The sequence below is a fragment of the Arthrobacter stackebrandtii genome (assembly GCF_017876675.1).
GTDB lineage: Bacteria > Actinomycetota > Actinomycetes > Actinomycetales > Micrococcaceae > Specibacter > Specibacter stackebrandtii.
On sequence record NZ_JAGIOI010000001.1, the window covers coordinates 3,949,567 to 3,975,528 of the forward strand.

Below are 25,962 nucleotides of genomic sequence, written 5' to 3' on the forward strand. Positions count from 1 at the left end.
CTGTCGGGTGGAAACATGAATTCAGTGCAGCGTGATGGCGAATCCGTCCTGCGCAACGCGGGACCGTGGACGCCGACCGTGCACCGTTACCTGCAGTACCTGCGGCGGGCCGGCATCGACTGGATTCCGCAGGCGCTGGGTGAGGACGCCGGGAGGGAGCGGCTCAGCTTCGTGCCGGGCGAGGTGCCGATGTACCCGCTGCCGGACTGGGTGTGGCATGACAGCGTCCTAGCCGAAGGCGCCCGCAAGCTGCGCCGGCTCCACGATGCAAGCATCGGCTTCGGCACGGACGGTGCGGTTTGGCAGTCCCCGGCGAAGGTCCCTGCCGAGGTCATCTGCCACAACGATTTTGCACCCCACAACCTCGCCTTCCACGACGGGCGCATGACAGGCGCCATCGACTTTGACATGTGTTCGCCAGGCCCGCGGCTGTGGGACCTGGCGTACTTCGCCACGCGCGCCGTGCCGCTGACCCGGGACACGCCGTCGAACGCGCCGGCAATGGACCGGGCCCGGGAACGTGTGCAGCTGATCCTCGATGCCTACGGGTCCGACGCCGGCTGGGACGACGTGCTGCGCGTTGCCATCATCCGGCTGTGGGACCTGGCCGAATTTTCGCGGGCGAAGGCCGTTGAACTCGGCAAGCCTGAGCTGGACGCCGACGCTGACATGTACGAAAGGGACGCCGAATTTCTGGCTTCCGAGCGGGATCTCTCACCCTAAACCGCACTGCGCCCGGCCCCCGGTGTTCCAGCCAGCGGTCCGGGCAGCCGAGGGCGGCCACGCTTGATTCATGATGAATCACTGGGTAGGGTTGAATGGAACAGCAAGGACTGGAGCGCATCATGATCACAGCAGATAGCAGCCTCGACAGCATTCGCAAGGAAGCGCTGCAGCGCCAGGCGCGGCAGCGGGTCGATGTGCTCGATGAGATGAGGGCCGTCAAGAACGCGGTGGACCGCGGGCTGTCACAGCGTCCGATCGCGGACCTCCTCATGACCAGCCAGGCGAGGGTTTCCCGGCTGCTCAAGGCCATCGAGCGCAGGGGCGGGGATCTTGGCCAGGAACCGGAGGAGATCATTCTCCGTGCGACAGCCTACGACACCGACAGAAAGCAGCTCGTGCACGCCCTGCAGGTGTTTCCATACACTTTCGGCGAAGACGCGCCGTACGCCCATGAGGGGCGGATCCCCGGTACGTGGGACCAGGTTGTTGCTTGCCGGGCGCAGAAGATGCTCAGCGTCGAAGAGTTTGACCAAGTCCGCCGGGCCATTGGCCGGTGAAGTGCAGGAGGCCCACCGGGCGCTGACCGAGTTGCTGGCTCCCGGAGGTGCGCTCCATCAGGCCCCCGCCATTCTGGGCACCTATTTTGATGACGCCGCAATCATCCGAACGGCGCACCAGTATATGGAGACGACACAGCGTGGAGTCATTCAAGACGGCAGGGCTGTGGTGGTGAGTGCGGGGCCTCCCGCAGCAGGCAAGAGCTCTGTCTTAAATGGATTGCATCTTGCTGGATACCGCCTCATTGACCCGGATGCAGCAAAGGACCTCCTGCTTCACGACGCGGATGCCCATGGCCTGCTCGACTACCGTTCCGGCGTGCTTTTGCCCGACGGCGAGCCCGTCAAGGTGCGGGAACTGGCCTCCCATGTACATCATGCGTCCACCAGGGTTGCGGACATTGTCAGGAGCCTGGCCATGGCTGCGGGGGAAAACATCATTATTGACGGGACCCTGCGATGGGAGCCGCTGGGGCAATTGTATGTAGACGAATTGTTCGCCCACGGTTACGCCGGTATCGACGTCGTTGATGTGGAAGTGCCCCTGAAGACTGCATTGAAACGCGCACGCCAGCGGTGGTGGGACGGCAGAAGGCACTCGCCTGCCGGCGGGAGATTCGTCCCCGAGGACGCGATCCGTGCATGCTATGGCGCAAATCCCAATGAAAGCCTCAGTGCCGCCAATGCCATGCAGCTCGCCCAGGACGCTGCCGAGGGATTGGGCCATGGATCCCTTCGGCGCTTCGATGTGGACCCGCAGTCGCAAGTGCCGGTGCAAACCCGGTACACAATTTTCGGCACTTAGCAGCCCTTCACCCCTGCATTCGACATTGAGCAGGACTGGAGAACCATTCCTGCCCCCGAGGCGGGCGACTGGCGCTAAAGTGGACTGCGACGAAGACCCGGGGAAAGAGGCGCCATGAGTACAGGTACAGACGTGACAACAACTGCAGGGCAGCGGCATGCGGCCGACAGCCATGAATGGATCCGGGTGCAGGGTGCCCGCGTGAACAACCTCAAGGACATCAGCGTCGAGATCCCCAAGCGGCGGCTGACCGTGTTCACCGGCGTTTCCGGTTCAGGCAAGAGCTCGCTCGTATTCGGCACCATCGCTGCGGAGTCCCAGCGCATGATCAACGAGACATACAGTGCTTTTGTGCAGGGGTTCATGCCCACGCTGGCGCGCCCCGACGTTGACGTCCTCGAGGGGTTGACCACGGCGATCCTGGTTGACCAGGAACGGATGGGCGCCAACCCGCGTTCCACGGTCGGCACCGTGACCGATGCCAACGCCATGCTGCGGATCGTATTCAGCCGCCTGGCCCAGCCCCACATCGGCTCACCCCAGGCCTACTCCTTCAACGTCGCCTCCATCTCCGGTGCCGGCGCCGTCACCATCGAGAAGGCGGGGGAGAAGGTCAAGGAGCGCCGCAGTTTCTCCATCACCGGCGGCATGTGCCCGCGCTGCGAAGGCATGGGCAAGGTCAACGACTTCAACCTGGAAGCGATCTTCGACGCCGGAAAGTCCCTGTCCGAGGGTGCCGTCCTGGTGCCCAACTACAGCATGGATGGTTGGTATGGGCGCATCTTCTCCGGATCCGGATTCTTTGACATGGACAAGAAGCTGGGCAAGTACACCAAGACGGAACTGCACGACCTTCTCTACAAGGAGCCCGTGAAGATCAAGGTCGAGGGCATCAACCTGACATATGAGGGCATCATTCCCAAGATGCAGAAGTCAATGCTCGCCAAGGACGTGGACGCCATGCAGCCCCACATCCGCGCCTTCGTGGAGCGCGCCGTCGTGTTCACCACCTGCCCCGAGTGCGCCGGCACCCGCCTGGCCGAGCACGCCCGCAATTCCAGGATCGACGGCGTCAGCATCGCCGACGCCTGTGCCATGCAGATCAGCGACCTGGCCGCCTGGGTACGCACTTTGAACGAGCCATCTGTTGCGCCGCTGCTTGAGTCGCTGGGGGACACCCTCGATTCCTTCGTGGACATTGGGCTCGGCTACCTGTCCCTGGACCGCCCTTCCGGCACGCTTTCCGGCGGCGAGTCGCAGCGGACCAAGATGATCCGGCATCTGGGGTCCTCCCTGACTGACATCACTTATGTCTTCGATGAGCCCACCATCGGCCTGCACCCGCATGACATCGCACGCATGAACCAGCTCCTGCTGCAGCTCAGGGACAAGGGCAACACCGTGCTCGTTGTGGAACACAAGCCCGAGGCCATCGCCATTGCCGACCACGTAGTGGATTTGGGTCCGTTGGCCGGTTCCGCCGGGGGAGAGGTGGTCTACGAGGGTTCGATTGAGGGCCTGCGTGCCAGCGGCACCCTCACCGGCAAGCACCTGGACGACCGCATGTCGCTCAAGGAGGCGTTCCGCAAGCCGACCGGCAAGCTGGAGGTCCGCGGGGCCACGGAGAACAATCTCAAGAACGTCGACGTCGACATTCCCCTGGGCATGCTCACCGTAGTCACGGGCGTGGCCGGCTCGGGCAAGAGCTCGCTCATCCACGGCTCCGTGTCCGGCCGCGAAGGCGTGGTCACGGTGGACCAGGGCGCCATCCGCGGCTCCCGGCGCAGCAACCCCGCCACCTACACAGGCCTGCTGGACCCCATCCGCAAGGCCTTCGCGAAGGCCAACGGCGTCAAGCCCGCCCTGTTCAGCGCCAACTCCGAGGGCGCCTGCCCCACCTGCAACGGCGCCGGCGTCATCTACACCGACCTGGGCATGATGGCCGGCCTCTCCACGGTCTGCGAGGAGTGCGAGGGCCGCCGCTTCCAGGCCGCCGTCCTCGAATATCACCTGGGCGGGAAGAACATCAGCGAGGTACTGTCCATGTCGGTCGACCAGTCGGTGGAATACTTTGCTGAGGGCGAGTCCAAGCTGCCGGCCGCACACAAGATCGTGAGCCGCCTGTCCGACGTCGGGCTTGGCTACCTCAAGCTCGGCCAGCCGCTGACCACCCTCTCCGGCGGTGAGCGCCAGCGCATCAAGCTGGCCACGCACCTGGGGGAGAAGGGCGGCATCTACGTCCTCGACGAGCCCACCACCGGCCTGCACCTGGCCGACGTCGAGAAGCTCCTGGGCCTGCTGGACCGGCTGGTTGAGTCCGGGAAATCGGTCATTGTGATCGAGCACCACCAGGCGGTCATGGCGCATGCAGACTGGATCATTGACATTGGGCCCGGTGCCGGGCACGACGGCGGAACCGTTGTTTTCGAGGGAACGCCGGCTCAGCTCGTGGCTGGCCAGGAGACGCTGACGGGCCAGCACCTGGCCGCGTACATCGGGGCCTGATGTTCAGACGGTGTTCGATGGTGCGCGGGCCGGTTGAGCTGTCCTATGTGGTGGGCGGTTCGGGGCCGGTGGTGGTGTTTTTGCACGGGCTTGCGGGGGAGTCGGGGGAGTTTGCCCCCACCATGGCCGCGCTGGTTGGCGGGTTCCGCGTCATTGCACTCGACCAGCGTGGGCACGGCCGCAGCACCAGGCGGCCTTCCGACCTGTCCCGTGAGGCGTATGTGCAGGATGTCGTGGCGCTGATTGACCATGTGAGCCCTGGGCAGCCCGTCCATTTGGTGGGCCAGTCGATGGGTGCCCACACGGCCATGCTCGTGGCTGCGGCCCGGCCGGACCTGGTGGCGTCGCTCGCCATGCTGGAAGTTGACGCCGGCTCGGGCTCCTCCGATGATGCCGCTGCATTGGGGCGCTACTTTGCCGGCTGGCCGGTGCCGTTTGCCTCCCGCAGTGCGGCCCAGGCATTTCTGGGGGAGTCGCCGGTTGCGGGTGCATGGGTTTCAGCGTTGGAGCGCAGGGACGGCGGACTGTGGCCCCGTTTTGACGCTGACATCATGGAATCGTGCATCCGGGCAGTGGGCGTGCCGCGATGGGATGAATGGGCAGCTGTGAAGGCCCGGACGCTGGTGATTTACGCTGAAAACGGCATGTTCACCGAGGCCCAGAAGACCGGGTTCGTTGGGCACCGGCGGGGCACGCTGCGTATCGATCTGCCCAACGCCGGCCATGATGCCCACCTGGACCAATGTGAGCCGTGGACGGAGGCACTACAGGCCTATCTGTCAGAATCACTGGTGGTTTGTGACAGATAACTGCATAACTGTCAGTAGGCGTGTTCGCTTGAGACAGGCAGGGCTGAAATGGATTCCCAAACCAATGCCAAGCAGCAGGGACCAGATGGAGCCGGCCGTCCGGAAGAACGTCCTACGCCACGGTCCACAACATGGCCGGAGGGCGGATTCGACACGTTGACGTGGGGCGATCCGGATATAATCGTTGATCATTGTGCGGAAGCCTCCTTTTTGCCATTGGCCACGGCACGGCACTGGCAGTCGACGTCGCCACCAGCACAGAGTCTTGGAATTCACGGGTGGGTGCCAGGAAGGATGCTGCCGTGAGGAAAGCCCTCAATCTTTGGGCTCGGCAGCCGGTGGTGAATGCCTTGTCCCGGCAAGAGAAGCTGGGCCTGGACTACCGGCGGACGAAACGCGCCATGGACGAGCTGGAATCCGCGGGACTCGTCATCAGAGTCAACAAGTTCAAGCAGGGGCATTTCTGGAGAGCCCCGGACATGCATAAGGCGCTGAATGCCTTCGTGGACAGGGCTGGCCGTCGAGCCGCACCCTGAACGCAAATCCGGCAGAGCAAGAGCAACCTGCTGGCCGGTCATTGCGTGAAGCCCTGGCGGGCAACCTGAGGATCAGTCGGTGTCCGTTGATGCGGCGGCCTGGCTGTCCGCGTAGTTAAGAACCTTCTCCAGCGACTCCAGCAGGTCAAAATCCTCCGGCCCAACGATATACGCGGCGGGTTTTCCGTTCTTCGTGATCTGCACACGTTCCCGGCCGTAACTGGCGCGTGCAACCACGTCTGCCAGTTCGCTGCGCAACTCACGGACAGATACTGATGTTGTAACAGTTGTCATGAACTGCACTCTATATTGTGTACACATCCGCGTACGAATCGCGTCATATTCCGTGTACACAGTGGACATGGGCTGGACTGGTCGGGCGTGTACACATTTAGGCTCAAGAGAGGGGTTAGGGCGTGTACATTGTGTACACGCATGTCCGGATGGCAGTTTACGCCTCCGGCAGCTCCTGGCACTTGAGTGCATTCAGGGGATTCCCGTGGTGCGGGCCGGAGGGATCGCCGCAGTGGCAAAAAGGCGGCCGCGCGTCAGTCTCGTGCTGAAGAAACGTGAACCAGGGAAGCCTTGGAAAAGTGCATAACTAACCACTTCTGACGCACCTGGCTAATGCGCCGATAATCTACATTATGTAAAGTAAAGTGAAATCGGGGCTCCCCGATCCGCCAGAATTGTCCCCTGCTCATCCAAACTGGTCCGCAATGGACCGGGCTCACTGCACATGGACCACCGGCAGGTGAATAGCTAAAGTTGAGGCATGACGCGGTCGACGTCGGCAGCCGTACTTGATTCAGCACCCGGACAAAACGTGTGCCAGCTGACGTCGCGCCAGCGCGGCTCCGACGGGCTTGCGGTTCAGCCGCTGACGGCGTGGGCGTTGCCTGTCGGCGACGCCGCCCCAGTTCGCACGCTGCCCTCACCTATGGGCCGGGAAACTTTCATTGCCCTTGTGTGGTGCGCGTCCACTTCCCGGCATGTCGGCTATGGGTCTTGGCTCGAGCGCGACCGGCTGATCTTCCTGGGCCGGGACCCGACGATCGTTGGTATGGCTTCGCAACCGTTCAGGCTCGATTTTGAACTCGACGCTGCAGGCTGGGGGGACCAAAGAGTCGGGGCACTCCCCCGCATAACTGGTGCCAATTTGCACTGGCTTGCCGGCTATAAGCGCCCACGATGCCTCGACACGGTTGACGCCCACACAATCACCGGGTTATTGCACGAAGGTCCGCTTGGTCTGCGAAACGTTGTCCGTGCAGCTGGAAATCCGGTCATGGTCCTCCCCCATGGGTGGAGCGAGGGAAAGGGAATAGCACCATGAAACTCACCATCAGCCTGCAGGTCACTCTCGACGGCGTCGCACAGGCGAACGGCGGCAACAATGAGGAAATGGACCCCGGCTTCACGCGCGGCGGCTGGGCGCTTCCGCTCAACGACAACGAGGCCGCGCGGTACATCCTCGATACTTGGCGCCGCCCGGATGCCTTCCTGCTCGGGCGAAAGACGTTTGGCCTGTTCGAGACTTACTGGGGTGCCCGGGGCGAGGACGGTGGGTTTGGCGAGGCGATGAGCTCGAAGCCGAAGTACCTGGTTTCTACGACCGTGACCGACCCAACGTGGGAGCAGACCACGGTCATCTCCGGCGATGTCGCCGCTCAGGTGCGAGAGCTCAAGGCGCAACCCGGCGGCGAGTTGCTTGTGGTGGGCAGCGCGGCGCTTGCGCAGTGGCTGCTCGAGAACGAGCTGGTGGATGAGCTGAACCTCGTCCAGTTTCCGGTGATCGTCGGGGAGGGCAGGCGGCTCTTCCCGCAAAGCGGTCTGGACTTCGGGCTTGAGCTGCTGGATTCGGCGGTATTTGGCACCGGCATTGTGGCGCTCACCTACCGTGTTGGCGGCCGCCCCGCGTACGCCTGAGCCTCCGGATCGAAAATTTGGAGCGCCTGGTCAACGTCATCGACGATCGGTGCGAGTCCGGTACCTTCGAGGCGCAGATCGCCAACGAAGCGTCCAGTGTCGATGCCACTAGGATTTGCCGGCACCTTCACGGCATGCGTTTGGCCGGACCCATCGACAACTCCAAAGCCGTTCTTGTCGGACCCGCCGCCCCCACTCCCCCGCGACTGCCTTTTTGTGGGGAGGAGCTATGTGCGCCTCCTGGCCCGAGCGCCGAAATCATCGAGTACACGGACCACGTCTTTGGCCAACCAGATTCGATTTCGTTTCCCTGTCGAAATTTGGACCAGGATCCCCGCGTCAACGAGGCGGTTGATTGCTACCTGGGCATTGACGCTGGACACGCCCAGTTCGGTGGCTGCCATGGAGCCGTCGATGACAGGCTGGCGGAGCAGGACGCCCAGGAGTCGGTGTGCTGAAGAGTCCCGTCTGGCCTTGACGCTCTCCCGCCACTTGCCGTTGACGGATTCCAGGTCACCGACGAGCGTGCGGCCGTTGTGGACGGCGGCAAACGACGCCTCCGCGATGGAATGAACTATGGGTGCGATGTCGCCTGCCCGGTAGGCGCCGAGTGCCTCAAAGTAGCTGCCCGTGTCATGCAGTAGTCCGGCGGACACGGGAACGGCGACATTGCGGGTCAACCTTCCACCCCGCAGCATTGCCTGTATCAGGGCACGGCCAACCCTCCCATTTCCGTCCGGGAACGGGTGGATCGTCTCAAACTGGGCATGTGCAATGGCGATTTGAATGAGAACAGGAAGGTCGAGGCGGTTGGCGAATGTGGTGAGATCCTCCATCAGGGCAGGAACGCGGTCGTGGTGCGGAGGCACGAACTGCGCGGTGTGGGGCCCCAGATTCCCCCCGCCAATCCATACCTGCTGGTCACGCCAGTGGCCAACGATGCCCGGGTTGCTTTCCTCCAGCAACGCCCGGTGCATTTCCAGTATCGCCCTGCCGTCGATGGTTTCGGAGAGCGACAAGGCGGCCTGCATGGCCCGGACGTTGCCGACAATCAGCTGCGCATTCTTGGAAGCATGGGCACCGAGCTCAGCCAAGGCAATCTGACGGGCGCCACTCGAGAGGTTCTCAATCTCCGAACTTGAGGCGCTTTCAGTGCGCAAAAGAATTGATGCGAACGGTGCGGCAATTTGACCAACCTCCGCATCGAAGCGTGCAAGCTCACTGGAGGCTTCCTCGGTCAAAGCCTGCAGTTCGCCGTCGACGGAAATTTTCTGCGCGGAAATGAATGGCGGAACGGCCGCCCGATACGGGCCAGACGCCCTGCGTCGTTGCGTGCGTGAGGCATGCCCCTCCCCGACGCTGTGCCATGGAAGCTCTTCATAATCGAGTGCCGGCCAGCCTGTTGTCCTGTTATCCGTTGGCATGGCTCAATCATACCAATGGGAACTTAGTTATCCATTGGTATGGCCAGAAATTCTAATGGGTTGATGCTGGCGCGGGGCCTAACCCTGTTGGCTCCCGGTGGCTGAAGCGGTACCAATTTCCCTAGTCTCCACGACGGAAGATCCGTCTGCCGCGCAAGTCCACAGCGCTCGTCCAGCAATGGCTTCCACCGTGAGCGGGTGGCTTCGTGGGTGGAAAGGATACGGGTTCAGTTGCTGCTTCCGGGCAGTGGGCGGGGAAAGGCTGCGGATGGCGTGCATCCATGCTTCGCCCCGATTCCAGCAGGAGAACCTGGACGGTTGATCCGCGCGTATTACAACTGTTTGAGCATTTCCAGTTCACGCTTTGCCGGGTTCACGTTGTAGGCCACGCTGTGACCAGTCGCGGCGTATCCGTGGCGCTCGTAAAAGCTGATGGCACGCGCATTGTCCTCGTGCACGTGGAGCGTCAGCCGGCCGTCTTTGGCACGCGCCCATTCCTCCACCGATTCCAGCAGGGCGTCCGCCAATCCAGCCCCCGTTCCGCGCCACTCGGGCACCACGAACACCCCCACGAGCAGCGGTCCGGTGGCGGAATCCGGGACATAGCCGCCCATGGTTCCCACCCATCCGCCCGCACCGGTCACCGCAGCAAGCTGGATCCCGTGGACACCGGAGCCCCGCCCGCCCCGCAGCCGCCACTCAGCCTCATCGTGTGCCAGCGCCTCGGCAAGGGTCTCCGCACAGGCATCGGGCGTGTCTCGAATCATCTGCAGCCGCAGTTCGCGCACTTCACGCCAGTCGGCCTCAGTGGTGCGTCGGATTGAGTAGTGTTCTGAGGTCATCTTCAAAAGCCTATTCCATCGTGCACGACTGCATGGACCGTATGATCGAGAAGGCAAGCCGCCGCAAACGATCAAAGGAGATCCATGAACCCGCTGCCGGAATTCGCCTCCCCCACCGATGTTGCCGACCAGGTGGCCCGGTCCCAAGTCCTGTCCCCCGCCCTGCACCCGCTCTGGTCCGGGGCCAGGCTCAGCGGCCCCGCCTACACCGTCCGCTGCGCGCCGGGTGACAACCTGATGCTGCACGCGGCCATCCACCGGGCGCCTGCCGGTTCAGTGCTGGTGGTCGACGGCGGTGACGCCTCCCATGCGGTGGCCGGCGGGAATGTTTGTGCCGTGGCCCATCGGCGCGGCATTGCCGGGATGGTCATCGACGGTGCCATTCGGGACGTTTCAGAGATCCGCGGGCTGGGTTTTCCGGTCTTCGCCCGTGCCGTGGTGCCCAAGCCCGGAGTGAAGGCGGTGCCGCTCCCCCTGCAGGAGCCTGTCACGTGCGGCGGCGTCCTGGTGTACCCCGGCGATTTCATCGTGGCCGATGAGGAAGGGATCGTGGCCGTTCCCGCGGCGGACGTGGGGGCGGTGATGGATGCCGTTGCCAGCAAGGTGGCGGCCGAGCGCGCCCAGGGGCTGGACGCCTGGGCATCTGCCCACGATGAGAAGATCAACTCCATCCTGCGGGCAGCGGGCCTGGATTGGTAGCCGGCCGCGGCCGGGGCCGCACCGGAACAGCGCCGGCGTGCATTGCCGTGCTCGGCGGCGTGCCTGCGGACCATGCTGCGTCGTTCGTTCGCGGGCAGTACAACCCGCACGCGGTGGAGACGCCCTGGCAACGACGGCATGTCGAACATTTCGCCATTGATTGAACCAAAGCCACCCGGCCCACGTGTCACAGGCAGAACAGCCACCACAAGTGCACCGTCCACATGGCCGGTGGGTCAGGCAGGCAGCCATGGTTCTTCCCAGGGACTTCGTCGACGCGGCGTTGCGGGTACTGATAGCCGTCGCTCTGGCCATTGACGCCGTCGTCCATCTGAAACTGGCCTACTACTACCAAATTGCAGCTCCGGGAGGAATCGGGCAGGGAAACCTGTTCTGGATCGAAGCCGGCGCGGCGATCCTCGCAGGGCTGTACGTTTTCTTCCGCGGCAGCCGGCCGGCTTACGCCGCGGCGCTCATCGTCACCTTTGGCGGGGTTGCAGCGGTACTGCTGTACCGCTACGTTGACGTCCCAGCGTTCGGCCCGTTCCCGGCCATGTACGAGCCGGTCTGGTTCTTTGAGAAATCCCTCAGCGCAGTGGCGGAAGCAGCGGGAGCCGTGCTGGCCGCCGTCGGACTGTTCAGGAAAAGGCCGGCGCACCTGCACACGGGAGCCCAGACCCTAGCCAGGTGAACCATCCGGGCCCATACTGCGTATACACGTCAGGAGGTGGGCATGCGCCAGGACGAGCAGGCGGCACTGCGGGAGCTGCACGGCGACTACGCCCAGCTGCTCTGGCGGTTTGCCATGCGGCTGGTCCACGACAGGGCGCAGGCGCAGGACGTGGTGCAGGAAACCCTGTTGCGGGCGTGGCAGCACCCGGAGGTTCTCACGCGGGAACCGGCGGCGCTGCGGGCGTGGCTGTTCACGGTTGCCCGGAACCTGGTCATTGATGAATGGCGCAGCGCCCGGCACCGGCACGAGTTCGGCACGGACCAGCTCCCCGAGACGCCTGCCGACGATGCCACGGAGCGTGTCCTGGACGCCTGGCTCGTGGGCGACGCCATGGAAAGCCTCAGCGCCGACCACCGCGAGGTCATCCGGCTGGCCTATTACGGCGGCCGGGACACTGCGTCGATCGCGGCGGAGCTGGACATCCCGGAGGGCACAGTAAAGTCGAGGCTGCACTACGGCTTGCGGGCCCTGCGGCTGGCCTTGGAGGAGAGAGGGGTGAGCGGGCGATGAGCGCGGACCTGTACGCCTTGTGGGATGCCGCCTACGTCCTTGGCTCCCTTTCTGCCGTCCAGCGCCGAGAATTCGAGGCCCACCTGTCGGACTGCACCGCCTGCCGACAGCGGGTGTCCGAGCTCTCCGGCCTGCCCGGGCTGCTGGCCCTGGCCCGGGATGACAGCGGGGTTCCCGCCCTAGCGCCGGCAGGCCCCCAGGCAGCCCCGCTGTACGGCGGGCTGGCCGCCAAGGTCGCCGCCCGCCGTCGCCGGTGGGCCTTGGCAGCCGCGGCCGCTGCCGTTGTTTTGGCAGGCACGACGGCGGGACTCACCTCCGTGCTCGGCCCCGGCACCGCTCCTCCGCCCCTGGCTGCCACCAGTGCCGCCGCCGCCGGCGTGCCGCTCACCTTCTCCGGCGCCTACGCGCACGGCATGACGGCGACGGGAAGCCTGGCGAGCCAGGCCTGGGGAACCCGGATCGACTGGCACTGCAGCTACCCCGCCGGAACGTACTCGGGCGGGCCTGCGGGCAGTGACTTTGTGCTGGTCATGGTCTCCAAGTCCGGGGCGGAGACCACCCTCGCCAGCTGGACCGCCGGACCGGGCAGTGAGGTCTCGCCCACGGCAACCACGGCAGCCCCGGTATCTGCCATCGCCCGGCTCGACATTAGGGACGGCAACGGGGCCGTGCTTCTCAGCGCGGCCCCGTGATGCCGCCCCGGCGGCGCCGGACGGCTCAGTAGGCGCTGCCGCCGTAGGAGGAGGACGACGGCATGGGCGAGGTTGAGGTGACCTTGGCACCGTCCGGGCCGACCACCCACCAGATGCCTCCATACCCCTGGCCGGTGGTGTCGCCCGGCTTCTTGTCGCCGGCAAAGGTGTACAGCGGCAGCCCGTTGAGCGTCACCTGCTTTGCGCCGCCCGTTCCGGTGATGGTGCCAACCGTCCCCGTGACGCCCTCGATGGTGGGTGTGGCCGCCGTCGTGGTCACGGCCGGCCAGAGGCTGATGCACGGCCCCGTGCAGGCGCTGGCGGATTCGCCCTTCGTGTCATGGTCGTAGTAGTAGAGCGTCATCCCGGCGCCGTTGACCAGGATGGTGCCCGGCGAGGTGCCCGCGGTGTGGAGCGTGCCGGCCGCGGCCTGGGACTGCGACGATCCGCCGGGGGCGCCGTACAGGCCGCCGCTCCCGGGCGTGCCGCCGCACGCGGTGAGCGCTGCCAGCGCCAGTGCGCTGCCGGCAAGCCAAAGTCGGGTGCTGTTCTTCATGGCGATTCTCCCCTTGACTGGGTGGAGCCCGTGCGGCCCCATGCCCAGCACACGAAATGGAGGCCGGTCCGGTTCATCCGTGGCAGGATCGAGCCATGGAAAACACTGTACTGACGGGGCTGCTGATCTGCGACGGCGGGGAGCAGCTGGCCGCCGTCGTGGCACACCTCCCCCTGCACCTGGAACTGACACGCGCCGAGCCGGGCTGCCTTTCCTTCGACGTGGTCCAGACGGCGGACCCGCTGGTGTGGGAGGTGTCCGAGCGGTTTGTGGACGCGGCGGCCTTTGGGCTGCACCAGCAGCGCGTCAGGGCCAGCGAGTGGGGCCGTGAAACGCAGGGCATCCGGCGCGACTATTCATTGTCCGTGGACCGGCCCGGCGCTTGATGGCCCCTGGCCAAAACGCCGCGACCCCTTGACCTTCCGCGGTTTTCGGCATGGAATGGAAATAGGTTCCAGCACGGGGCCTGCACACTGCGTCCGGCCCGCACCGGCCGGGCACCGACCCGGGAGGTGCCGCCATGACTTTCCTGATTCTGGCCGCCCTGGCCACTGGCACGGCAGCCGCCACCGTCTGGCTCGCCGAAACGCGCCCGGCCCGGGAAAACGACCCCGACTCCGCCTTTTGGTACGCCTTCGCCGGCTTGTGCGTGCTGGCCCCGATCATCCTGGCGCCCGCCTTTACGAGCAACGCCGCGTCGCTGACGCTGCTGTTCCTCTCGGGGGTGGCCGCCATTGCCACCCACCTTGCGCTGCGCCGCCGCCGCGGGATGGCCGCTGAGGCCGCCCGGCAGGGTTTGCTGCAGGCCGCCCTCACGGCCGCCGCAACACAGCACCAGGCGACGCTCGACCATTGGGCCTGCTACGTGCTGGACCCGGAAACAGCGAGCAGGCTCCCTGCCATGACCAACATCAACCGGCCCGAAACCGCTTCACTGGTCCGCCTGCTGACCGCCACCGAGGAGCTTTCGCCGGCCCCTCCCCTGACGCACGACGGCGTTGCCGCCTACCAGCATTCCGTCACCGAGCTGGGGCGCGCCCTGGCAACGGCGGAAGATGCGGCGGCCAGACACTGACGGTGGGCCGGCGACCTACGGGGACCGGGCCAGTCCGCACTACTGGACGACGAGTACGGGGACCGGCGACTGGTTGACCACCGCGGCGCTGACGGAGCCAAGCAGCAGGCCCATGATGCCGCCGTGTCCGCGGCGTCCCACGACCAGCATGCGGGCTCCTTCGGCCGCCGACGACAGGGCCGAGGCGGGAAGGCCCTGGATGAGCCGGGCCGACACGGAGGCGGGGACGTCCTCGCCAAATGCCTGGAACAGCGCGTCCTGCAGCACCTTGCCGGCGGCCTCTTCGAAGCTGCCGATGCCGACCGCTGCATAGCTGGCGATCTTGGTGGGCTTCTCCCAGACCGCCACGGCATCGACGGTGCCGCCCATCTCGGAGGCCAGGCGCGCGCCTTCCTTCAGCGCGTTGACCGACGCGGCGGAACCGTCCACGCCAACGACAATGCGAACACCTGATGCAGCTTCAGACACGAGACACTCCTTCGTCACCACGGGCCTTTCCCGTTGCCCTCCATTCTCCCGTACAAAACCGAAAGAACGAACTTGGCCGGGGCCGCTGCCATGTCAGTTGCCGGGCTGCACCGGCTGCTCCGTTGGTGCGGGCTGGTCCTTCTTGACCTGGCCCGGCGGTTCCGCGGCAGGGGTGGGTTCGGGCTGGACCGGCGCGGCGGGCTCCTGTGTTGCTTCAGGTTCCTGCGTGGCCTGTGGCTCCGGCTGTGCCGGGGCCTGCGTCTGCTGCGGCTGGACCGGCTCGACCGGGGGCACATAGTCGCCGGGCTTGGGGTCGTTGACACCCACCACCAACGGGGCTGTCGGGGCCAGCATGGATGCCGGCGGCTGCGCAAACGGCACCGCCGCGTAGGCGGGGTTGTTGCCGGCCTCATTGTTGACGGCGGCCCACATCGAGCCGGCGAGGTCGGCGCCGTCAACGCCGTAGTAATACTTCCCGTTGATGATGATGTCCTGGTTTGCCCACTTGTCGCCGGTGCCCTGGTAGCTGCCGAACCAGGCAGCCGTGGCGATGCCGCTCGTGCCACCCACCGTCCAGGTGTCGGTATTGCCGTCGGTGGTGCCGGTCTTGGCGAAGGCATTGGACTTGTCGTTGAGCGGGATGTACCAGCCGGAGCCCTTGGTCAGCACGTTCTGGAGGGTGTACGTTACGCCGGCGGCCACTTCCTCGGTCATGGTCCGCTGGCAGTCGGCCCCGGGCACCTGGTATGACTTGCCAGAGGAATCAACAATGGATTCCAGCGCGATCGGGTTGCAGCGGACACCCCCGCTGGCAAAGGTGGCCATGGCTGTTGCCATGTCGATGGGCGCCACGTTCTGCGTGCCGATCAGGTTCGCGATGCTGGAAAGGTCGTACGGCTGGTTGCTCTTGCCGTCCTTCACGCCGGCCGCTGTCGCCATCTTCTGGATGTTGCAGAGGTCCAGGTCCGCCGCGGTCTGGAATGTGACGGTGTTGATGGAGCGGTAGAGGCCTTCTTCAGCCGTCATCGGGTAGTAGTGGTTGGGGTCGTCGTTGGGCAGCAGGAAGCTGCCGGACACGGCGGGGTCGTAGACGCCCGTGGTGGTCCCGCAGCTGTTCTTCCAGTTTAAACCTGCGGGATAAAGCCGTACCGCACCATTGATCGAGGTCATCATGGAGTGGCCGCTGTTGAGCCATTCGGCATACACAAACGGCTTGAACGTGGACCCGATTGGGAAGCCGCCTGCGCCGTGCAGGGCCTCCCCGTTGGTGTCATTGACGGGCAGGGCAAAGTTTCCCATGTAGTTGCCCGGTGCCTCGGCAGGATCGTAGACGGTGTTCTGCGCCATGGCCAGCACCTTGCCGGTGTTGGGCTGGACGCTGACGACGGCGGCGCCGCGCTGGAGCGGGTCGGTGGGGGCCATGGTGGCGGTCGCCTGCTCCTGGGCCACCTTCTGCAGGGCGGGGTCCAGTGTGGTCTTGATGGTCAGGCCGCCCTGGAACAGGAGCTTGGCGCGTTCCTCAGCGGTCGCCCCGAAGGCGGGATCGTTGAGGATCAGCTGCTGGACGTAATCGCAGAAATACGGTGCCGAGGCGGCGGCCGCGCACCCCTGGGGGGTCTGCGTCAGGTGCAGTTCCAGGGGAGCTGCCACTGCAGCGTCGTGGTCGGCCTTGCTGATCAACTTTTGCACCAGCATCCGATCCAGCACGTCGTTGCGCCGTTCCACTACCTTGTCCGGGGCGGTGATGGGATCGTAGTAGCCCGGGCGGTTGACCACGCCCGCCAGGGCTGCGGCCTGGGGCAGTGTCAGGTCCTTGGCAGTGGTGCCAAAGTACAGTTTCGCAGCAGATTCAATGCCGTAGGCACCGTTGCCGAAGTAAATGATGTTGAGGTAGCCGGCCAGAATGTCGTCCTTGGACATCTTCTTCTCCAGGCCGATCGACATCTGGATTTCCTTGACCTTGTCGGCCATGGTCTTTTCCAGCCCCAGCTTGGCCTCGTCGGCCTTGCCGTTGGCCACGAGCTGCTCGATGAGCATGTTGTTCACATACTGCTGGGTGATGGTGGAGGCGCCCTGGCGGCTGCCTTTCAGGGTGGCCAGGGCCGCGCGGATGATGCCCTTGGCATCCACTCCGCCGTGTTCGTAAAAGCGTGCATCCTCAACCGCCACAACGCCGTCGCGGATGAACTTGGACATGTCCTCCAGCTTCACGACCTGGCGGTCCTGGGCATACAGGGTGGCAATGGTGGAGCCGTCCGCCGCGAGGACGGTGCTGGTTTGCGCGGGGGCGCTGAAGTCCAGTCCCTCGGGGACCACGGAGAGGAACTTGTCGGCGCCGCTGACGGCCGCCGTCGCTGCGATGCCCAGCGGTGCCATGAGGGCCGCAATGAGCACCCCGGCGATGCCGCACACCATGAGCAGGCGCAGCCAACTGCTTGACGTGGCGCCAAGACCCAGTTCACCTTTTCGCGTTCTTGCCTTGGCCATCGCCCAACTTCCCCTCGGTGTTCGTCCTGTCCAACGCGGTCTTGTCCAACGCCGTCATGCCACGTGCCGCCGCCATGCAGGCATGGCAGGGCACTTCGCCAGTCTCCTCCCGTTAGATGGGTATTTGCTGAAAACCAGCTGAACAATTTGTGGCCGGGGCGCTGTGGCACCGGCTCCACGGGGCGTGTGGGAACCGCGTGCTAGCTTGGAAATGGGCCGGCCTGCACCTTGTGTGCCGGGTTCTCCGTGGCCTGCCCGAGGAACGCGCCGGCCCGTGCCGGAGCGGAACAGTCCGTCCATTGAGTGAAAGCCGCAGGTCCATGACAGCCCAGCCCCAGTACCGGACAGCCTCCACCGTGGAGGACTTTCGGGTGCACCTCGCGGAGGTGCACGGCAGGATAGCCGCAGCCGCCTCACGGGCCGGGCGCGACCCCGGAACCGTCACGCTGCTGCCTGTCAGCAAGACGGTGGATTCCGACCGGCTGCGGCTGGCCGTCGCCGCCGGCTGCACCGACCTGGGCGAGAACAAGGTGCAGGAGGCCCTGCGAAAAAGCGGGGAGCTGGCAGACCTTCCGGAGCTGCACTGGCATGTGATCGGCCACCTGCAGAGCAACAAGGCCAAGTTTGTGGCGCGCTTCGCCCACGGGTTCCAGGCCCTGGACCGGCTGTCCCTGGCGAAGACCCTCAACAACCGGCTCGAGGCGGAAGGCCGCACCCTCGATGTCATGGTGCAAGTGAACACATCCGGCGAGGACAGCAAGTTCGGCCTGCCGCCGGCGGAGGTGGCGGCCTTCATGCAGGAACTGCCCGCCTTCGATCGGCTGCGCGTCGTGGGGCTCATGACCCTGGCCGTCAACAGCCCTGATGAACAGCGGGTGCGCGCTTGTTTCAAGACCCTCCACGCACTCAGGGGGCAATTGCAGCAGGAGGCGCCGTCCGGCGTCGAACTCGGGGAATTGTCCATGGGCATGTCCGGCGACTTTGAGCTGGCCGTGGAGGAGGGTGCCACGGTGGTGCGCGTGGGGCAGGCCATTTTTGGGGCGCGGGCACTGCCGGACAGCTACTACTGGCCCACAGGCGGCTGAGGAAACATGGCCGCCGTTTCGCCGGCAATGGCGGCGCGGCGGGCGCAGGAGTCGTATGCTCGTGGCATGGCTAAATTCTTCGACGTCCATCCACACGATCCGCAGCCACGTTCAGTGGGCCAGATCGTGGACATCCTCAAGTCCGGCGGGCTGATCGCCTACCCCACGGACTCCTGCTACGCGCTTGGTGCGCAGCTGGGAAACCGGGAGGCGCTGGACCGGATCCGCCAGATCCGCCGGCTGGACAGCAAGCACCACTTCACGCTGGTGTGCAAGGACTTTGCACAGCTGGGGCAGTTCGTCATGGTGGACAATGACATCTTCCGGGCCATCAAGGCCGTCACGCCCGGGCCGTACACCTTCATCCTTCCCGCCACCAAGGAGGTGCCCAAGCGGCTGGCACACCCGAAGAAGAAGACCGTGGGCGTGCGCATCCCGGACAGCCGGCTGATCCACGACATCCTCGAGGAGCTGGGCGAGCCCATGCTCTCCAGCACCCTGCTGCTGCCGGACGAGGAGGAGCCGCTGACCCAGGGCTGGGAGATCAAGGAGACGCTGGACCACGTGGTTGATGCTGTGATCGAATCCGGCGACGTCGGCTCCGAACCCACCACCGTGGTGGATTATTCCAGCGGTTATGCCGAAGTGGTCCGCCGCGGCATGGGAGACCCCAGCCGCTTCGAATAGGCACGTCATGGCTTTTCACCGCGGCCTGGCACAAGCGGGCCGCACCAACTGGAGACAAGGGAGTTTCACATGGCAACGAAGAGAACCGCCCACACCGGATACACGGTCCCAGGCCTGTCGCTGCAGGACGGGCACAAGGTTGCGGAGCTGCTGCAGTCGCGGCTTCACGCACTCAACGACCTGGCGCTCACGCTCAAGCACGCGCACTGGAACGTGGTGGGCCGCGACTTCATCAGCGTCCACGAGATGCTGGATCCGCAGATCGAGCTGGTCCGGGCCATGGTGGATGAAACGGCCGAACGCATCGCCACCCTGGGTGTCTCCCCCAACGGCCTGCCCGGCGCGCTGGTCGCGGCGCGGACCTGGGACGACTACTCCATCGGCCGCGCCCACACCTCGGCGCACCTGGCCGCACTCGATGTGGTCTACACCGGTTTCCTCTCCAGCCACCGCAAGACACTGGCCTCGGTGGGCGAGCTCGATCCGATCACCGAGGACATGGTCATCAACCAGTGCGCGCAGCTGGAATTGTTCCAGTGGTTCATGCGCGCCCACCTGGAGGACGACGCCGGCGACCTCGCCAATGCGGGCGCAAAGACCGAGCGTTCGGCCGCCAACAAGGCCAAATGAGCACCGCGCCGGGCTGTCCGTCGGCGCGCGTGGGCGCATACCCCCGGACGGCGATCGTGACCGGTGCCGACCGCGGGATCGGCCAGGCATCCGCCCTGGCACTGGCCCGCGACGGCTTCGACGTTGGCTTCACCTGGCATGACACGGAGGCCGGCGCGCTGGAGACCGCCGCCGCCATCGAAGCACTGGGCCGCCGGGCGTTCTTCATGTGGCTCGACACCTCGGAACTGCCCACGTGCGGCCCTGCCGTGGAATCGCTGGCGGGCCAGCTGGGTTCGCTGGGCGTGTTTGTCAACAACGTGGGGGTCGGCCTCACCAAAGCCGTCATCGACACGCAGTACGCCGAATGGCAGCGCATCCTGGACACCAACCTCAACGGCGCATTCCTGTGCCTGCAGGCTGCGGCCAGATCTATGGTGGCCGGCGGTGTGGGCGGGCGGATTGTGGTGGTCACCAGCATCCACGCCAAGCAGCCGCGCTTCGGCTATGGCGCGTACTGTGCCTCCAAGTTCGGGTTGGACGGACTGGTCAAGACCCTGGCCGTGGAGCTGTCCGGGCACGGCATCACCGTCAACGCGGTTGCGCCCGGCGAGATCGCCACGCACCTGCCGGCAGCGGAGACCCGCCACCCGCACGACATCCCCCGCCCCGGCATTCCGCTGGGACACGCAGGCACGGCGGAGGAAATTGCCGATGTCATCGCCTTCCTTTCCTCCCCTGCCGCCAGCTATGTCACCGGCGCCAGCTGGGAGGTCGACGGCGGCATGGGGCCGGTGGGGGCACAGGCCAGTTCCCACCTGCAAAACGACGACTGGCGTGCGGCCACCACCAAGGGGACGAGCCAGGAGAAACGGTAGTGGTCGCGCGGCGTCCCACCTTTCGTCGAGGACGTGGCAGGCTGGCGACTGTACGGGAAATTTCACCCACGGTCGCCAGCCTGCCACGTCCTCAGTGCCCAGCCGCCGGAACGGCGAAGACCTTGGCCAACCCTCGTCGAACATTCACCTATCGTCGGCAGGCGCCCCCGGGAGGTTCGCTCGGGTCCCTGCGGCAGCACGGTCTTCTCCGGCGGCCGTTGGGCAGGCTACATGCGCTTCTTGACCCGTGACGTGGCGGGTGCGCTCCAGGGGTCTTCCGGCCAGGGGTGCTTGGGGTAGCGTCCGCGCATCTCGGCACGGACCTGCGCGTAGGGGCCGTTCCAGAAGGACGCCAGGTCGTCGGTCACGGCAAGCGGCCGGCGGGCCGGGGACAACAAGTGGAACAGGACCGGCACGCGGCCTCCGGCCAGGCGTGGTGTTTCAGCCAGCCCAAAGCACTCCTGAAGCTTGACCGCGGCCACGGGAGCCCCGCCGTCGTGAACGTCGGGGTAGTCGATGCGGATGTTGGAGCCGCTGGGAACCGCAAGGGTTTCCGGAGCCAGCTCTCCCAGCCGTGAGGCTTCCGGCCAGGGAAGCAGGCGGCGCAGCGGATCGGACAGCGAAAGGGAAGAAAGCGCCCTGCCGGATGCGACAGATTCCAGTTCGGGACCCAGCCAGTCGGCCAGCCGCTCCAGAAGCGCGGCGTCGCCCACATCGGGCCACGGCTCCCCCAGTTCTCGGTGCAGGAGGGCCAGGCGGCGGCGCAGCGCATCGGCGGATCCGGACCAGGAGAGCAGGCCCATCCCGTCCTTCGCCAGTGCGGCGGCCACTGCCCCGCGGCCTTGTTCCGGCGTGGCCTTCACAGGGGTGGAGGACAGAACGATGGCGCCGAGGCGCTGCTCACGCCGGGCGGAAACTCTTCCGCCACTGAACTTTGCCAGCACCGAATCCGCCAGCATGGTCGAGGCAACCATCTCCGCGTTCTCCCGATCCAGCGGCGCCGCGGCCCGGATGAGTGCGCCGGTGCCCGCAGCGTCCCGGCCGTCGGCCCGGGCGACCTCGGCCACGGCGAGCCAGTCATGGCCGGCCAGCGGGCTGCCCGCCGGGAGCCCCGCCCGCGTGCCGGATGAGAGCAGGTACTGCTGCCCGGTGGCGCCTGCCACCAGCCGCGCCACCCTGTCAGGGAAGGCCAGCCCGACGACGAATCCCGCCACCTCCGAGCGTTCCATCGCCGTTGGGGCGGCCGGGACAGCGGCTGGCCCGGCGCCCTTGGTTTCAAGCCGGGCGTCCTGGTGCACGAGCCGTTCCAGGCGATGCACCTCCTGCTTCCACCGCCGGGTGCCGGGATCGCCCCCGGAACGGAGGGCGGCAAGCAGGGCGGTGAGGTCGGCGCCGGGCGCGCGGGAGTCGCCGGAGACCAGTGCCACTATTTCGGCGGCGGCCTTGGCCCCCACCACGCGGGCCCCGTCAAGAAGGGCGCGTGCCAGGCGAGGGTCGGCCGGGATGTCGGCCAGGGTCTTGCCAAGGGCTGTGGCGTGCCCCGTGGCGTCGACGGCGCCGAGCTCACGCAGGACGGCGACGGCGGCGGCCATGGCCTGGGGCGGAGGTGAGTCGGGCAGCAGCAGCCCGGCGCCTTCGGGCGCTCCCCAGCAGGCCATTGTCAGGGCGGCTGCGCTGAGGTCGGTCACGGAGATCTCCGGCATTGGATGGGCCGGTGCCGCGGCAAAGGTTTTCTGGTCATAGCAGCGCACCACCGTGCCGGGGCCGAGGCGGGCGGCGCGTCCGGCGCGCTGTTCCGCCGAAGCACGGGAGGTGGAGACGGTGACGAGCCCGGTCATGCCGCGGCCCGCATCGCGGCGGGGTTCGCGGGACAGGCCGGAATCGATGACGAGCCGCACGCCGGGCACAGTCAGGGATGATTCGGCCAGTGAGGTGGAGACGATGATGCGCGGGGCGCCGCCGGGCTCCCGGCCCGACACTGCACGGTCCTGTTCCCGAGCCGGCACCTGCCCGTGCAGTTCCAGGATGTCCGTGTTTGCCGTGGTGGCGCGCAGCCTTGCGGCGATGTGGCCCACTTCCCAGGCCCCGGGGGCAAAAACCAGTGCGTCAACCTCTGGGTTTATGGTGACGGCCTCCGCGTGGGCGGCGGCTGCCGTGTCCGCCACGTGGTCAAGGAAGGCCCGGCTGATGCCGCGCTGGTCCATGCGGGCAACAGCGGCAGGTGCCCACCTGACCTCAAGGGGGAACAACGCCGAGGGGCAGTCGACAACGGGAGCCGGGGACGCGCCGTCGTCCGAACCCAAAAGCTTGGCGAAGCGCGGGGCATCCAGGGTGGCGGACATCGCGATGAGGGTCAGGTCGCCGCGCATTTGCCGGACCTCGCCGAGCATGCCAAGCAGGAGGTCGGTGTCGAGGCCGCGCTCGTGCACCTCATCCAGCACGACGGCGGTGGCGCCTTCCAGCCCCGGGTCGCGCAGGAGGCGGCGCAGCAGGATGCCGGGGGTGAGGAATTCCACGACGGTTTGCGGCCCGGTGTGGCTTTCGCCGCGGACCGTGTAGCCGACCTTGCTGCCCAAGGCGCTGCCGTCAAGTGTTGCGAGGCGGCGGGCGGCCGAGCGGACGGCAACCCGGCGGGGCTGGGTCACGATGATTCTTCGGGCGGCACCGGCATTGAGCGCGTTGGCCACAAGGGGCGGCACAAGGGTTGTCTTGCCCGTGCCGGGAGGGGCCTGGACCACGGCCGCGGCACCGACAACGGTGCCCAGCAACGCCGAAAGCCCGGGCAGGGACTGTGCGAACACAAGCCCCTGCCCGAGCAGGTTTAGGTCAAAAGTTCCGCCGGGAAGCACTCCCGCAGCGGATTTTTGCACGGGGATCAGCCGATCTGCAGCTCGCCCATTTCGCCCCAGGAGTCGCCGTCAACCTTGCGGGAAACGATCTTCGGAGTGGAGACCAGGTGCGGGCGCATGGACTCCAGGCCTGCCTTGAAGTGGTCACTGTTGACGTGCAGTCCGGCGGCTTCGTCGTCGAGGAAGGCCTCCACCAGGACAAACTCGTTGGCGTCCTCCACGCTGCGCGACCAGTCGAACCAAAGGTTGCCCGCCTCGGCACGGGTGGCCTGCGTGAACGGGGTCACGGTGTCGATGAACTGCCCGGCGGATTCGGGCTTGACCTGGAACTTCACAACAATAAAGTACATAGCTGCCACTCTAGACGAGGGGGACGTGGGGCCCCAACAAGGCAGGCAGCCCTGTTGGGGAAATCACCGGAAACCGGAGTGCTGCTACCAGCCGCGTTCACGCCACTCCGTGAGGGAACCCCGCTCGGCTGCCAACGTGGTGGGGTTGCCGTGGCCCGGCAGGACGATGGCGTCGGGGTACTCGTTGAAGAGGCGCGCCTCGACGTCGTTCAGCAATTGCGTGAAGCGTGCAGGGTCCTGCTCGGTGTTGCCCACGCCGCCCGGGAACAGGGAGTCGCCGCTGAAGATGATGGGTGCCGAATCGTCCCCGCCCGCCAGGACATAGGCGATGGACCCCGGAGTGTGCCCGCGCAGGTGGATGGCGGCCAGCTCAAGGCCGTCAACCGAGACGGTGTCCCCGTGGTTGAGCGGCTGGCTGGTGGCGACACCGCACTCGGCTGCAATTCCCTCGGCATCGGCGGCCCCGGCGGCTGTCGGCGCGCCGCTTTCGGCGACAAGGGCGGCCAGCGCCCTGACATGGTCCCAATGCTGGTGCGTGGTGGCAATCAGGGAGAGGCGCGCCGGAACCTGGGCGTCCGTGGCTGCGTCCGCCAGCAGGGTGTTGATGGCCGGGAGGTCGTCGGCGGCGTCGATGAGGATTTGCGCGCCTGTGCCCTTGGCTGTGACCAGGTAGACGTTGTTCTGCATTGCGGAAACAACCGCACGCCGCACAGTGTGGTTGGGCAGGTCGTGGATCAGGGAAGATTCTTCGCTCATGGCTCAAGCGTAATGGCCAAGGGGTGCAACAGCGAGCGAGTCCGTGCCCTGCCTTGGCGGCGCCCCGGACGCCGCCAAGGCAGGGCCCCGTCTCACCATGCGGCTGGGCGCCAAGGTGTCTCGACGCCACACGCCCCGCGGCCATAGTGTGGGTGGGCGTGGCGTTTCAGGCCACCAGCAATTCCGACAGACCCGAATCCGCGAGGACGAACACATGATCCCTGCAACAAGCATCACCCGCGCCGAGGTTGAAGAAGCCGCCCGGCGGCTCCAAGGGCGAGTCCGCCACACACCCGTCCTGAAGCTCGACGCGGCCCACTCCCCCGGCGATGTCTGGCTCAAGTGCGAGTTCCTGCAGCACACGGGCACGTTCAAGGCCCGCGGCGCCTTCAACCGGGTTCTCGGCTGCCTGGAGCGCGGCGAGCTCGACCCTGAGGTGGGGATCGTGGTTGCCTAGGGCGGAAATGCAGGGCTGGCCAACGCCTACGCCGCCGCCGAGGTTGGTGTGCCCGCCACCGTCTTTGTCCCGCTCACCTCACCCGCCGTGAAGGTGGAGAAGCTGCGGAAGGCGGGGGCCGACGTCGTGCAGGAGGGCGCAGAGTATGCTGATGCCTTCAACCTGGCGATGGCGCGTGCGGCCGAAACCGGTGCCGTCTATTGCCACGCCTACGACCAGCCGGAGATCGCGGCCGGGGCCGGAACCATCGGCCTGGAGTTGCTTGAACAGCTCGACGGCATCGACACGGTGCTTGTAGCCGTGGGCGGCGGCGGACTCATGGCGGGCATTGCAGCAGCCCTGGAGGGGCAGGCAAAAGTTGTGGCGGTGGAGCCGGAGAACGCACCGACGCTGCACGCCGCACTGGCCGCCGGGGAGCCCGTGGACGTGGAGGTCTCCGGCGTCGCCGCGGATTCACTCGGTGCCCGGCGCATTGGCGGAATCGGCTTCAGCGTGGCGGTCCGTGCCGGCGTCGATAGCGTCCTGGTCAGCGATGCCCAGATCACCGACGCCCGCACGTTCCTGTGGGAAAACTACCGGATCGCGCTGGAAAACGGTGCCGCTGCGGCCTACGCCGCGCTGCAGTCCGGCGCTTATGTTCCGCGCGACGGCGAACGCGTGGCAGTCGTCCTCTGCGGTGCCAACACCGATCCCGCCGGGCTCTGACGCCGGGCCTTAGGACAGCCAGCCCGCCCTCCTCATCGACGCTGTCGCAGCAATGGCTGGTTTTCCCCGGACCCCGGCGCACCAATGGCTGAGTTTCACTGGACGCGATCGCACCGCCGGCCGCTTTTTGCTCGCCCATGCCGCACCGGGGCGTTCAGCCGCAACACCCGCCGCGCCGGGGGTGCGACAGCGTTGCCAATAGACGTGCCATTGCTGCGAGAGCGTCGAGGAAA

The 25,962-nt window shown here is 66.2% G+C and carries 26 protein-coding genes and 1 pseudogene; 18 read left to right on the plus strand and 9 right to left on the minus strand.

The window, feature by feature from the left end; translation table 11 throughout:
* Nucleotides 1-15: 15 nt before the first annotated feature.
* From JOF48_RS17290 to JOF48_RS17315, 6 genes are all read left to right on the plus strand, one after another.
* Nucleotides 16-723, plus strand: a complete 708-nt coding sequence (locus tag JOF48_RS17290; protein WP_245346594.1) for a phosphotransferase — start codon at nucleotides 16-18, stop codon at nucleotides 721-723.
* Nucleotides 724-845: 122 nt separating this feature from the next.
* Entirely contained in the window at nucleotides 846-1,283 is a 438-nt protein-coding gene (locus tag JOF48_RS17295) for a hypothetical protein (RefSeq protein ID WP_209682811.1), read from the plus strand.
* Entirely contained in the window at nucleotides 1,252-2,088 is an 837-nt protein-coding gene (locus JOF48_RS17300; protein WP_209682814.1) for a zeta toxin family protein, read from the plus strand. The genes JOF48_RS17295 and JOF48_RS17300 overlap by 32 nt, the downstream gene beginning before the upstream one ends.
* Nucleotides 2,089-2,202: 114 nt before the next feature.
* Nucleotides 2,203-4,593 (plus strand): ATP-binding cassette domain-containing protein, encoded by a 2,391-nt coding sequence (locus JOF48_RS17305; protein ID WP_209682816.1) that lies wholly within the window; start codon nucleotides 2,203-2,205, stop codon nucleotides 4,591-4,593.
* Between the two features lie 17 nt (nucleotides 4,594-4,610).
* Nucleotides 4,611-5,402 carry an alpha/beta fold hydrolase gene (locus tag JOF48_RS17310; protein WP_245346595.1) on the plus strand — a complete coding sequence of 264 codons (792 nt, stop codon included), beginning with the start codon at nucleotides 4,611-4,613 and terminating at the stop codon, nucleotides 5,400-5,402.
* 302 nt (nucleotides 5,403-5,704) lie between these two features.
* Nucleotides 5,705-5,938, plus strand: coding sequence for a hypothetical protein (locus JOF48_RS17315; protein ID WP_209682822.1), 234 nt, complete (start codon nucleotides 5,705-5,707; stop codon nucleotides 5,936-5,938).
* A 72-nt stretch (nucleotides 5,939-6,010) separates the two neighbouring features.
* On the opposite strand, the gene JOF48_RS17320 is transcribed toward JOF48_RS17315, so the two are convergent.
* Nucleotides 6,011-6,232, minus strand: a complete 222-nt coding sequence (locus JOF48_RS17320; protein ID WP_209682825.1) for a type II toxin-antitoxin system Phd/YefM family antitoxin — start codon at nucleotides 6,230-6,232, stop codon at nucleotides 6,011-6,013.
* A 1,038-nt stretch (nucleotides 6,233-7,270) separates the two neighbouring features.
* On the opposite strand from JOF48_RS17320, the gene JOF48_RS17325 reads away from it, so the two are divergent.
* Nucleotides 7,271-7,867, plus strand: coding sequence for a dihydrofolate reductase family protein (locus JOF48_RS17325; protein WP_209682828.1), 597 nt, complete (start codon nucleotides 7,271-7,273; stop codon nucleotides 7,865-7,867).
* A 227-nt stretch (nucleotides 7,868-8,094) separates the two neighbouring features.
* Here JOF48_RS17325 and JOF48_RS17330 read toward each other — a convergent pair whose 3' ends face one another.
* On the minus strand, nucleotides 8,095-9,291 hold the full coding sequence (locus JOF48_RS17330; RefSeq protein WP_209682831.1) for a Fic family protein: 1,197 nt from the start codon (nucleotides 9,289-9,291) through the stop codon (nucleotides 8,095-8,097).
* A 332-nt stretch (nucleotides 9,292-9,623) separates the two neighbouring features.
* A complete protein-coding gene (locus JOF48_RS17335; RefSeq protein WP_209682834.1) occupies nucleotides 9,624-10,133 on the minus strand; it encodes a GNAT family N-acetyltransferase in 510 nt (169 codons plus the stop codon).
* Between the two features lie 84 nt (nucleotides 10,134-10,217).
* Between JOF48_RS17335 and JOF48_RS17340 the strand changes: the two genes are divergently transcribed.
* The 4 genes from JOF48_RS17340 to JOF48_RS17355 all read left to right on the plus strand — a co-directional run bounded on the left by JOF48_RS17340 (nucleotide 10,218) and on the right by JOF48_RS17355 (nucleotide 12,767).
* Nucleotides 10,218-10,832: an RraA family protein gene (locus JOF48_RS17340; RefSeq protein ID WP_209682837.1), complete on the plus strand. Its 615-nt coding sequence runs from the start codon at nucleotides 10,218-10,220 to the stop codon at nucleotides 10,830-10,832.
* A 250-nt stretch (nucleotides 10,833-11,082) separates the two neighbouring features.
* The gene (locus tag JOF48_RS17345; RefSeq protein ID WP_209682840.1) at nucleotides 11,083-11,523 is read left to right on the plus strand and encodes a hypothetical protein; all 441 of its coding nucleotides are present in this window, start codon (nucleotides 11,083-11,085) and stop codon (nucleotides 11,521-11,523) included.
* A gap of 42 nt (nucleotides 11,524-11,565) precedes the next feature.
* The gene (locus tag JOF48_RS17350; protein WP_209682842.1) at nucleotides 11,566-12,075 is read left to right on the plus strand and encodes a sigma-70 family RNA polymerase sigma factor; all 510 of its coding nucleotides are present in this window, start codon (nucleotides 11,566-11,568) and stop codon (nucleotides 12,073-12,075) included.
* Nucleotides 12,072-12,767, plus strand: coding sequence for an anti-sigma factor family protein (locus JOF48_RS17355; RefSeq protein WP_209682846.1), 696 nt, complete (start codon nucleotides 12,072-12,074; stop codon nucleotides 12,765-12,767). Before JOF48_RS17350 ends, JOF48_RS17355 begins: the two co-directional genes overlap by 4 nt.
* 25 nt (nucleotides 12,768-12,792) lie before the next feature.
* Here JOF48_RS17355 and JOF48_RS17360 read toward each other — a convergent pair whose 3' ends face one another.
* Complete coding sequence (locus JOF48_RS17360) at nucleotides 12,793-13,323, minus strand: COG4315 family predicted lipoprotein (RefSeq protein WP_209682849.1); 531 nt, start codon at nucleotides 13,321-13,323, stop codon at nucleotides 12,793-12,795.
* A gap of 95 nt (nucleotides 13,324-13,418) precedes the next feature.
* Between JOF48_RS17360 and JOF48_RS17365 the strand changes: the two genes are divergently transcribed.
* On the plus strand, nucleotides 13,419-13,709 hold the full coding sequence (locus JOF48_RS17365; RefSeq protein ID WP_209682852.1) for a putative quinol monooxygenase: 291 nt from the start codon (nucleotides 13,419-13,421) through the stop codon (nucleotides 13,707-13,709).
* Between the two features lie 134 nt (nucleotides 13,710-13,843).
* Nucleotides 13,844-14,398, plus strand: a complete 555-nt coding sequence (locus tag JOF48_RS17370) for a hypothetical protein (protein WP_209682855.1) — start codon at nucleotides 13,844-13,846, stop codon at nucleotides 14,396-14,398.
* 39 nt (nucleotides 14,399-14,437) lie between these two features.
* On the opposite strand, the gene JOF48_RS17375 is transcribed toward JOF48_RS17370, so the two are convergent.
* Both JOF48_RS17375 and JOF48_RS17380 read right to left on the minus strand, forming a co-directional pair.
* On the minus strand, nucleotides 14,438-14,866 hold the full coding sequence (locus JOF48_RS17375) for a universal stress protein (protein WP_209682858.1): 429 nt from the start codon (nucleotides 14,864-14,866) through the stop codon (nucleotides 14,438-14,440).
* A gap of 93 nt (nucleotides 14,867-14,959) precedes the next feature.
* Entirely contained in the window at nucleotides 14,960-17,353 is a 2,394-nt protein-coding gene (locus JOF48_RS17380) for a transglycosylase domain-containing protein (RefSeq protein WP_209682861.1), read from the minus strand.
* Nucleotides 17,354-17,673: 320 nt separating this feature from the next.
* Between JOF48_RS17380 and JOF48_RS17385 the strand changes: the two genes are divergently transcribed.
* The 4 genes from JOF48_RS17385 (at nucleotide 17,674) to JOF48_RS17400 (ending at nucleotide 20,612) form a co-directional block, all read left to right on the plus strand.
* Complete coding sequence (locus JOF48_RS17385) at nucleotides 17,674-18,438, plus strand: YggS family pyridoxal phosphate-dependent enzyme (RefSeq protein ID WP_209682864.1); 765 nt, start codon at nucleotides 17,674-17,676, stop codon at nucleotides 18,436-18,438.
* Nucleotides 18,439-18,504: 66 nt separating this feature from the next.
* Entirely contained in the window at nucleotides 18,505-19,125 is a 621-nt protein-coding gene (locus JOF48_RS17390) for an L-threonylcarbamoyladenylate synthase (RefSeq protein WP_209682867.1), read from the plus strand.
* A gap of 69 nt (nucleotides 19,126-19,194) precedes the next feature.
* Nucleotides 19,195-19,755, plus strand: a complete 561-nt coding sequence (locus JOF48_RS17395; protein WP_209682870.1) for a Dps family protein — start codon at nucleotides 19,195-19,197, stop codon at nucleotides 19,753-19,755.
* Nucleotides 19,752-20,612 (plus strand): SDR family oxidoreductase, encoded by an 861-nt coding sequence (locus tag JOF48_RS17400; protein ID WP_209682873.1) that lies wholly within the window; start codon nucleotides 19,752-19,754, stop codon nucleotides 20,610-20,612. The genes JOF48_RS17395 and JOF48_RS17400 overlap by 4 nt, the downstream gene beginning before the upstream one ends.
* Nucleotides 20,613-20,839: 227 nt before the next feature.
* Here the strand turns inward: JOF48_RS17400 and hrpB are convergent, their stop codons facing one another.
* The 3 genes from hrpB to JOF48_RS17415 form a co-directional block, all read right to left on the minus strand.
* Nucleotides 20,840-23,482, minus strand: coding sequence for an ATP-dependent helicase HrpB (gene hrpB / locus JOF48_RS17405; protein ID WP_209682875.1), 2,643 nt, complete (start codon nucleotides 23,480-23,482; stop codon nucleotides 20,840-20,842).
* Nucleotides 23,483-23,487: 5 nt separating this feature from the next.
* Nucleotides 23,488-23,811, minus strand: a complete 324-nt coding sequence (locus tag JOF48_RS17410; protein WP_209682878.1) for a putative quinol monooxygenase — start codon at nucleotides 23,809-23,811, stop codon at nucleotides 23,488-23,490.
* Between the two features lie 84 nt (nucleotides 23,812-23,895).
* Nucleotides 23,896-24,567, minus strand: a complete 672-nt coding sequence (locus JOF48_RS17415) for an MBL fold metallo-hydrolase (RefSeq protein WP_209682881.1) — start codon at nucleotides 24,565-24,567, stop codon at nucleotides 23,896-23,898.
* Nucleotides 24,568-24,781: 214 nt separating this feature from the next.
* Here JOF48_RS17415 and JOF48_RS17420 point away from each other — a divergent pair.
* A pseudogene (locus JOF48_RS17420) lies at nucleotides 24,782-25,729 on the plus strand (threonine/serine dehydratase).
* The last annotated feature ends 233 nt before the right edge of the window (nucleotides 25,730-25,962 follow it).